Annotated in this window: 6 protein-coding genes and 2 pseudogenes; 1 reads left to right on the top strand and 7 read right to left on the bottom strand. The window is 63.5% G+C overall.

Going from position 1 to position 8,362, the window contains the following annotated elements; genetic code table 11:
• Positions 1 to 205: pseudogene (locus HGO40_RS20930) on the bottom strand (DUF6124 family protein); the annotation flags it as partial.
• A 534-nt stretch (positions 206 to 739) separates the two neighbouring features.
• On the opposite strand from HGO40_RS20930, the gene HGO40_RS20925 reads away from it, so the two are divergent.
• Positions 740 to 1,120: a helicase gene (locus HGO40_RS20925; protein WP_250964568.1), complete on the top strand. Its 381-nt coding sequence runs from the start codon at positions 740 to 742 to the stop codon at positions 1,118 to 1,120.
• A gap of 166 nt (positions 1,121 to 1,286) precedes the next feature.
• Here HGO40_RS20925 and HGO40_RS20920 read toward each other — a convergent pair whose 3' ends face one another.
• From HGO40_RS20920 to exbB, 6 genes and pseudogenes are all read right to left on the bottom strand, one after another.
• Positions 1,287 to 2,684 (bottom strand): aminoacyl-tRNA deacylase and HDOD domain-containing protein, encoded by a 1,398-nt coding sequence (locus HGO40_RS20920; protein WP_250964567.1) that lies wholly within the window; start codon positions 2,682 to 2,684, stop codon positions 1,287 to 1,289.
• Between the two features lie 79 nt (positions 2,685 to 2,763).
• Positions 2,764 to 4,839 (bottom strand): annotated as a pseudogene (gene recG, locus HGO40_RS20915) (ATP-dependent DNA helicase RecG).
• Between the two features lie 9 nt (positions 4,840 to 4,848).
• Positions 4,849 to 5,769: a hydrogen peroxide-inducible genes activator gene (locus HGO40_RS20910; protein ID WP_186706903.1), complete on the bottom strand. Its 921-nt coding sequence runs from the start codon at positions 5,767 to 5,769 to the stop codon at positions 4,849 to 4,851.
• Positions 5,770 to 6,094: 325 nt separating this feature from the next.
• A complete protein-coding gene (locus HGO40_RS20905) occupies positions 6,095 to 6,850 on the bottom strand; it encodes an energy transducer TonB (protein WP_250964566.1) in 756 nt (251 codons plus the stop codon).
• A complete protein-coding gene (exbD, locus tag HGO40_RS20900; protein WP_053126573.1) occupies positions 6,847 to 7,275 on the bottom strand; it encodes a TonB system transport protein ExbD in 429 nt (142 codons plus the stop codon). The genes HGO40_RS20905 and exbD overlap by 4 nt, the downstream gene beginning before the upstream one ends.
• A gap of 6 nt (positions 7,276 to 7,281) precedes the next feature.
• Positions 7,282 to 8,265, bottom strand: a complete 984-nt coding sequence (gene exbB, locus HGO40_RS20895) for a tonB-system energizer ExbB (RefSeq protein WP_250964565.1) — start codon at positions 8,263 to 8,265, stop codon at positions 7,282 to 7,284.
• Between the last annotated feature and the right edge of the window lie 97 nt (positions 8,266 to 8,362).

The raw sequence follows: 8,362 nt of genomic DNA, 5'->3' as shown, positions 1-8,362 counted from the left end.
CGGCGTCGGCCAGCAGCGTTTCGGTGTCGATGTGGGGGGATACGACGAAGAGTTGGTTTTTGTCGGGTTTGGGCGGTGAGGCGGGCTTGGGGTTGAGGTAGTAGTCGAGGGCGCGGGTGGCGGCGTCTTCGAGCTTTTTTTCTTCCTGCGCTTCGACTCGGGATTTGTGGCCGCTTTGTGGCGGATTGGGAGTGACCTTGAACATAAATGTATTTCCGATATGTATTGAATGAAGGCTGGCACCTTTCGTTGCACCGAAAGGGGTGGCAGCTGTGCGCGGGTGTGCAAGACCGGGCATATCGGACCCCGGCAGACCTCGAGAGTCTCCCGCGCGCAGCCGCCATAAACACACCAATACGAGCGTGAGCCGTTTGGCGTAGCAGTTGCGCGCCGATATGTACCGGACTTGCACGTCCGTGTCACCGTTTTTTGCGATGACGAACCCAGGTTAGCCGCGCAAAACCAGGGTGCCTAGTTCATGAACAGCCCTGCGTCTTGAAGGAAATGTCCGAGGGTTTGGCAGGGCAAAAAGATCAAAAGATCGCAGCCTTCGGCAGCTCCTACGGAAATCGATGTAGGCGCTGCCGAAGACTGCAATCTTTTGATTTTTGGATTCGTGACTTAGCAGTCATCTTTCGCGAAAACAAGCTCATCTTCCGCTAAAGCGATCCGATGATGGCGTTGCGCCGAAGAATCGCTAAACTGCCAGCCATTGATCTTTTCTCACGAGGCTGTGCCCATGAAATTTCGTTTTCTGTTGTGGATGCTGGGGTTGTTGATGGGCAAGGCCAGCCGGACCAACCCGGCGTTCCAACAGCAGTTGGGCGACAAGGAATTGGTGTTCCAGCTACAAACCCTGGACGGCAAGGTCGCCCGGCATTTCACCGTGAAGAACCAGCGCATCACCAGCCAGTCCGGGGTTTACCCGACCCCGGCCTTCGCTATCGCCTTCAAGGACGCCGCCTATGGCTTCGCGACGATGCAGGCCAAGAACAAGCAGTTGGCATTCATGACGGGGATTCAGGACAAGTCGATCCAGATCAAGGGCAACCCGGCGCTGGTGATCTGGTTCCAGGGGCTGACCAAGTATTTGAAGCCGAGGAAGGCCAAGAAGGTCTAGTCGGGAAGCCTGTGGCGAGGGAGCTTGCTCCCGCTGGGCTGCGAAGCGGCCCCAAATGGATTGACGCGGTCCTCCAGGCGGATCGCGTCGGCAGGTTTTGCGTCTGCTGCGCAGCCGAGCGGGAGCAAGCTCCCTCGCCACAAAAGCTCAGTTGCCTGCAATGCGGTCAGTGACCGAACTGCGAAGCCAATTCCCGCAGCAGCACTTCGGCTTCAAGCACTTTGCTGACCACATCGTTGGCCTTTTCCCGGGTCAGGCCCACACGTTCGAGCAACGCATCCGGGATGTCTTCATCCGGGCCGGAGCCAATGCTGCGCGCGCGCAGCAGGCGCACGGCCAGGCACACCAAGTTCGGGTAGGCGGCGTAGTCGCCGTCGTAGTGCGGGTCGTGCTGGAAGCGCAGGGCGGTGGCCAGTTCGTCGGGCATGTCCCAGTAGCGCATCAGCCAGGCGCCGATCTGCTCGCGGCTGATGCCCAGCAAGTGTTGCTCCACGTAGCTATGGCACAGGTGCGGGTTGACCTCCAGGTGTCGGCAGATCAGCGAGAAGTGCGGCGGGAACACGTGGGCCAGCAGCAGATAACCGAAGTTATGCAGCAGGCCCGACAGGTAGGTCAGGCCGCCTTCGGGGCGCTGGGCCCGCGGCATGGCGCGGGTCAGGCCCTCGATGACGGCGGCGGTGTAGATCGATTGCTGCCAGTACGGCGTGGTGTGTTGCGGGTGGTCCTTGGGCAGGCTCAGGGTCTTGCCCAGGGCCAGGCCCAGTGCGAGGTTGATCACCAGGTCGAAGCCCAGCACCCGGACGATGGCGTCTTCCACCGAGCGAATCTTGCCGGGCGAGGCGTAGTAGGGCGAGGCGGCCCAGCTCACCACTTGCGCGGCCAGGGCCGGATCGGTTTCCACCCCGCCGGTGATGTCGTCGATGGTGGCGTCGGGGTCGACCCGCAGCTTGATGATTTTTTGCGCGGTTTCAGCCAGCGGCGGGATTTCGATGGTTTCTTCCAGCCGTTGCTGGATACGCCGGGCGGTAAACGCTTGCACAGCCTGGGTGATTTCCGCGCGGTCGTCGTGCGGGCGGTCCAGGTTGGGGGTGATATTGCTCACGGCTTCGCCAAATGTCGCGGCGCTGGCCTTGGTGAGCATGGTCTTGAACGCTTCGCTGGTCACTTCCAGCAGCAGCCCCGGCTCGCCGGAGTTGATCAGCAATTTGGGTTCGCGCAGCAGGCTTTCTTCGTACAGGCACGGTGAGCTGGTTAGCGCGGGCAGGCCGGGCAGCAGGCTCAGGCTGTGTTTGCCGAGCATGCGCTCCAGGCGTTCGGTCGGCACCGCCGTGAGCTTGCGACCGGTGAGTTCGGCCAGGCGATTGAGGTCCAGCAGCTGGCTTTGTGGAAACAGCACCATGAGCGCGCCAACGGCATCGTGCAGCAACACAGCCTGCACCTTGCGGGCTGGGTTCAGCCCGGGTCGTTCGAGTACTTCGTCATAGCCGATGCCCAATTTCTCGAGCAACAGCCGAATAACAGACGGAGCGTGCGGGGCTTCGGGGACGAGGGCAGCTTCTGTCATGGTCTGTATCCGTTTTCCTACAAGTTGGTCAGTATAACCAGCTTGTCCGGCACGCGGGTCTTGAAAACTGAGCGCGTGCTCACACTTGGCCGTATTGCTGCCCATGACGCAGCCAGCGATCCAGCAGCGGGCTGACGTGGTCGGGCCAGCGTTCCAACAGGGCCTGGGCGGCGTCGCGCACGGCAGGGAGCAGATCGGCGTCGCGCATCAAGTCGGCTACCTTGAATTGAAGCAGACCGGTCTGGCGCGTGCCGAGCATTTCACCGGGGCCGCGCAATTCGAGGTCTTTTTCGGCGATGACGAAACCGTCGTTGGTTTCGCGCATGATCCCCAGCCGCTGGCGCCCGATCTGCGACAGTGGCGGGTGATAGAGCAAGACGCAATGGCTGGCGGCGCTGCCCCGGCCCACCCGGCCGCGCAGCTGGTGCAACTGCGCCAGGCCCAGGCGCTCGGGGTTTTCGATGATCATCAGGCTGGCGTTTGGCACGTCGACGCCGACCTCGATCACCGTTGTGGCGACCAGCAGTTGCAGGGCGCCGGCCTTGAATTCAGCCATGACCGCGGCTTTTTCGACGGGTTTCATGCGGCCGTGGATCAGCCCGACCTTCAACTCTCCGAGGGCGGCGGTGAGGTCCTCGAAGGTGGTTTCGGCCGCCTGGCAGGTCAGCTCTTCCGACTCTTCGATCAATGTGCACACCCAATAGGCCTGCCGCCCTTCGGCACAGGCGCTGCGCACGCGCTCGATCACTTCCACTCGTCGGGTATCGGTGACCAGCACGGTGTTGACCGGTGTGCGGCCGGGGGGCAGTTCGTCGAGGATCGAGGTGTCGAGGTCGGCGTAGGCGCTCATCGCCAGGGTCCGTGGGATCGGCGTGGCGGTCATGATCAGTTGATGGGGACACATGCGCCCTCCAACGCCTTTCTGCCGCAAAGCCAGGCGTTGTTGCACGCCGAAGCGGTGCTGTTCGTCGATGATCACCAGCGCCAGGTTCTTGAACTGCACTTCATCCTGGAACAGCGCATGGGTGCCGACCACCATCGGCGCGCCCTCGGCGATCTGCGCCAGGGCGGCGGCGCGGTTCTTGCCCTTGAGCTTGCCGGCCAGCCAGGCGACTTCAATGCCCAGTGGTTCGAGCCAGCGCTGGAAGGTGATGAAATGTTGCTCGGCCAGGATCTCGGTGGGCGCCATCAACGCCACTTGATAACCGGCCTCCAAGGCCTGCAGCGCGGCGAGGGCGGCAACCACGGTCTTGCCGGCGCCGACATCGCCCTGGATCAGCCGCAGCATCGGCTCGGGCTGGCTCAGGTCGTAGGCGATTTCGTTGCCCACCCGCTGCTGGGCGCCCGTTGGGGTGAAGCCGAGGTTGGCCAGGTAGCGGGCCGGCAGGTCCTTGGCCTTGGGCATGGCCGGGGCGCGCAGGGAACGCAGGCTTTCGCGCAGGCGTTGCTGGGACAGTTGATGGGTCAGCAGTTCTTCGAACGCGAGGCGATGCTGGGCCCAGTGATGGCCGAGGGCGAGTTCGTCGACGTCGGCATCGGCGGGCGGATGGTGCAGGTAGCGGAGCGCAGCGGCCAGCGGCGCCTACTGGTAATCCCGCGCCAGGTCCGTGGGCAGCCAGTCGGGCAGGCTGCTGGGGCCCAGTAGCGTCAGGGTTTGCTGGCAGAGCTGGCGCAAACGTTGTTGGGTCAGGCCTTCGGTGAGCGGATAGACCGGGGTCAGGGTTTCATCCACGGGCGGCGGTTCGTCACCGGTAATGCTGCGGTATTCCGGGTGATAGATCTCCAGCCCCGACGCCCCGGGCCGTGCTTCGCCGTAGCAACGCACGCGGGTGCCGCGCTTGAGACCTTCCTTTTGCGCATTGCTGAAGTGATAGAAGCGCAGGCTGAGCCCACCGGTGCCATCCTGCAGGCGCACCACCAGGCTGCGACGACGGCCCATGACTACATCGGCGCCGCTGACGGTGCCTTCAATCACCGCGTCCTGCCCCGGGCGCAGATGGCCGATGGGCACCACGCGGGTGCGGTCCTGATAGCGCAACGGCAGGTGAAACAGCAGGTCCTGGAGGTTTTCCAGGCCGACCTTGGCCAGTTTCTCGGCCATGGCTTCACCGACACCCTTGAGTGTCGTGACCGGCACTTTCGACAGCTCAGTCATGGCAGCGGCTTACTTGGCAGCGGGCGGCTTGGCCACGGAGCACAGGCGGATCGAGTCGGCGAGGATTTCGATGGCCTTGGGCCGCGGGAAGCTGGCGCGCCAGGCGATGGCAACGGTGCGGAACGGCACGGGTGGCGTCAGCGGGCGGACTTCGATCACGCCAGGGGAGTAATGATGGCTGTCCACCGCCGACAGCGGCAGGATCGAGATACCCAGGCCGGAAGCGACCATGTGGCGAATGGTTTCCAGGGAGCTGGATTCCACCGTGGTGTGCTTGGCGCCTTCGCTGCCCTTGGTCAGGGTCGGGCAGGCTTCGAGCACCTGGTCGCGGAAGCAGTGGCCCTCGCCGAGCAGCAGCAGGCTCTTGTCGTTGAGCAGGGCGGCGTCGATGGTTTTTTTCTGGGTCCAGGGGTGCTCTGCCGGCATCAGGACGTAGAACGGTTCGTCATAGAGCGGCAGGGTCAGGACGTCGGCTTCGTTGAACGGCAGGGCGATGATGATCGCGTCCAGCTCGCCGTTGCGCAGCTTGTCGCGCAGCACGTGGGTGAAATTTTCTTCGATGTACAACGGCATCTGCGGGGCGACCCGGTGCAGTTGCGGAATCAGGTGCGGAAACAGGTACGGGCCGACGGTGTAGATCGCGCCGACTTTCAGCGGGGCGGTCAGTTGGTTCTTGCCGGCCTGGGCCAGTTCGCGAATGCCTTGGGCCTGTTCAAGGACCTTCTGTGCCTGGGCGACGATGCCTTCGCCCACCGGGGTCAGGCGCACGGCGCTTTTGCTGCGCTCGAAAATCAGCACACCGAGTTCGTCTTCAAGTTTTTTCACACCCACCGACAGCGTCGGCTGGCTGACGTGGCAGCGCTCGGCCGCATGGCCGAAATGCTGCTCTTGGGCGAGGGTCACGATGTAGCGTAATTCTGTGAGGGTCATGGCGAGCGTCCGTGAAGTTGCGAGCCAAGCATACCGGCTGCAATCGATAGACGCACGTTATCAGACTGGGGGTGCGGTGGGACACTGGCGAATGTCTGTGGGGCGTTGCTGGATATGAAAAAGGCATCTTTCGATGCCTTTAGGTCGGTTGTGCTCATTGTGGCGAGGGAGCTTGCTCCCGCTGGCCTGCGCAGCAGGCCTCTGGTGCGGCGAACGCGGTCTGCCTGATGCAGCACATTCGCTGGTTTTGGGGCCGCTTCGCGGCCCAGCGGGAGCAAGCTCCCTCGCCACAGGATTCAACCTGCAATCGGGTTGCCAGATTGGGTCAACGCCGGCGCTTGTCGATGGAGTACACAAACGGTGCCGTCAGTTCGATAGTGCCGTTGGTCAGCAACTCCGCCGGTGGCTTGGGCAACGGCTGGGCGCGGCGGATCATTTCCAGGGTGGCCCGGTCCAGCAACTCGGTGCCGGAACTGCCCACCAGTTCGAATGACAACACGTTGCCGTCGGCATCCACCACGAAACGCAGGCGGTTGGTGCCTTCCTTGTTCATTTGCTGGGCCCTGGGCGGGTACTTCTTGTACTTGCCCAGGTGCGCCAGCAGCGTGCCCTGCCAGTTGGCCTTGGCGGCTGATTGCGCGGGCGACGGGCCAGGCGCCGGTTGCGCGGACTTCTCGGCCACTGACTGGGTTGGCGGCGTGTCGCTGGGTTTCTGCTCCGACGGCTGTTCCTTCGGCGGCTCGGGTTTTTTCTCCACCGGTTTGGGCTTGGGCGGTTGAGGCTTGGGCGTGGGCTTGACCGGCTTGGGCACGGCGATTTCAGGCTTCGGTGCTTCGGCGAGTTTAGGCAGCGGCAGCTCTTCCACCGGCTCGGGCGGTTGCGGCGGTGTGACGACTTTTGGCGGTGCCGGTGGCGGCGGGGCTGGGACCGGCGCCAGCTCGACCATCATCGCCTGGGGCGGCAACTCGATGGGCGCTCGCGTGGTCCAGTTCAGCGCCAGGGCGATGGCGAGCGCATGCACGCCCAGCACCACTGCCAGGCTACCGCTGTAACGCGTCAGCTTTTGGCGCGTCGTGATCATTTTTTAGGCGCCGTCTCGAGTCCGACCAGGCCGACCTTCAGGTAGCCGGCGCTTCGCAGTGCGTCCATCACGCTCATCAGGTCGCCGTAGTCCACGCCTTTATCGGCCTGGAAGAAGATCGTCGTGTCTTTCTTGCCCTGGGTCTTGGCGTCGAGGGTCGCGCCGAGGGTGTCGGCCTTGACCTCTTCCTCACCGAGGAACAGGCGCTGATCGGCCTTGACGCTGAGGAACACCGGTTTCTCTGGCCGCGGCGAAGGCTTGGCCGTCGACGCCGGCAGGTCGACCTTGATGTCCACGGTGGCCAGCGGGGCCGCCACCATGAAGATGATCAACAGCACCAGCATCACGTCGATGAACGGCGTGACGTTGATTTCGTGGTTCTCGGCCAGATCGTCGTCTGCGCCTTCTTTCAAATGCAGGCCCATGGCCGATTACCCCACTTTCACCATGTGCGGTTGCGAGCCACGCTCGGGCGGCAAGTGGTCGAGGTCACGGCTGACCAGCAGCAGGACTTCAGCCGAAGCGTCGGAAACCTGGGCCTTGTAGCCGGCAATGGAGCGGGCGAAGACGTTGTAGATCACCACCGCCGGGATTGCCGCGACCAGGCCCAGTGCCGTTGCCAGCAGGGCTTCGGCAATACCCGGAGCGACGACGGCGAGGTTGGTGGTCTGGGTCTTGGCGATGCCGATGAAGCTGTTCATGATGCCCCACACGGTGCCGAACAGGCCGACAAACGGCGCGGTGGAACCAATGGTGGCGAGCACACCGGTGCCGCTGCTCATGTTGCGACCGCAGGCGGCGACCAGGCGCGCGAGGCGGAAGCTCACGCGCTCCTTGATGCCTTCCTTCTCGCGGCTGTTGGCCGACAGGCGCATCTCTTCGAGGGCGTCATGCACCAGCAGGTTGGCGAGGGTGCCTTCCTTCGCCGCGGTGGCGCTGGCTTCCTTGAGGGTGGCGGCTTTTTTCAGGGCGGCGATTTCACCGCGCAAGCGACGCTTGGCACCCAGCAGCTCGAAGCCTTTGGCGATCCAGATGGTCCAGGTGATGATCGAGGCGATGGCCAGACCGATCATCACGATCTTCACGATGATGTCGGCGTTCTGGTACATGCCCCATGGCGACAGGTCGTGGGCCATGCCCAGGGTATTGTCGGCTTCGAGCACTTCAGGTGCCGGGGCCTCGACGGCTTGGGCCGGGTCGGTGGCGACCGGCGTCGCAACAGGAGCGGCCGGATCGGCAGGCGCCTGGGCGGCAGCAGGTGCGGCGGCCGGAGTCGTCGCTGGGGTCGTGGCGGGCGCCTGTGCATCGGCGAAGGCCGCGGCAGGTGCCAGCAACAGGCTGAACAACAAGGCGGCTACCGTGCTCCAGGCACGAGGTCGATTGGTTGGCGAAGCGGGGGATAGAGAGCGTTTCATGCTGGCCGGACCTGAGAAAAAAAGAAGATGGATGTTCTTCCAGGCCTCGGGGGCCGAGAACAAAAGTGGCGAGCATTATTGCAAGTAATTCTTGTTA

Origin of the sequence: Pseudomonas sp. CG7 (genome assembly GCF_023701885.1) — a bacterium.
Lineage (GTDB): Bacteria > Pseudomonadota > Gammaproteobacteria > Pseudomonadales > Pseudomonadaceae > Aquipseudomonas > Aquipseudomonas zanjanensis.
The sequence above is the reverse complement of the archived record's forward strand: the minus strand, read 5'-3'. Positions and strand labels throughout refer to the sequence as shown.

Bases quoted from the DNA above. Each gene is read 5' to 3' on its own strand.
- HGO40_RS20925 (WP_250964568.1), top strand. From the start codon at position 740: ATGAAATTTCGTTTTCTGTTGTGGATGCTGGGGTTGTTGATGGGCAAG.
- exbB (WP_250964565.1), bottom strand. From the start codon at position 8,265: ATGAAACGCTCTCTATCCCCCGCTTCGCCAACCAATCGACCTCGTGCC.
- HGO40_RS20910 (WP_186706903.1), bottom strand. From the start codon at position 5,769: ATGACCCTCACAGAATTACGCTACATCGTGACCCTCGCCCAAGAGCAG.
- exbD (WP_053126573.1), bottom strand. From the start codon at position 7,275: ATGGGCCTGCATTTGAAAGAAGGCGCAGACGACGATCTGGCCGAGAAC.
- HGO40_RS20920 (WP_250964567.1), bottom strand. From the start codon at position 2,684: ATGACAGAAGCTGCCCTCGTCCCCGAAGCCCCGCACGCTCCGTCTGTT.
- HGO40_RS20905 (WP_250964566.1), bottom strand. From the start codon at position 6,850: ATGATCACGACGCGCCAAAAGCTGACGCGTTACAGCGGTAGCCTGGCA.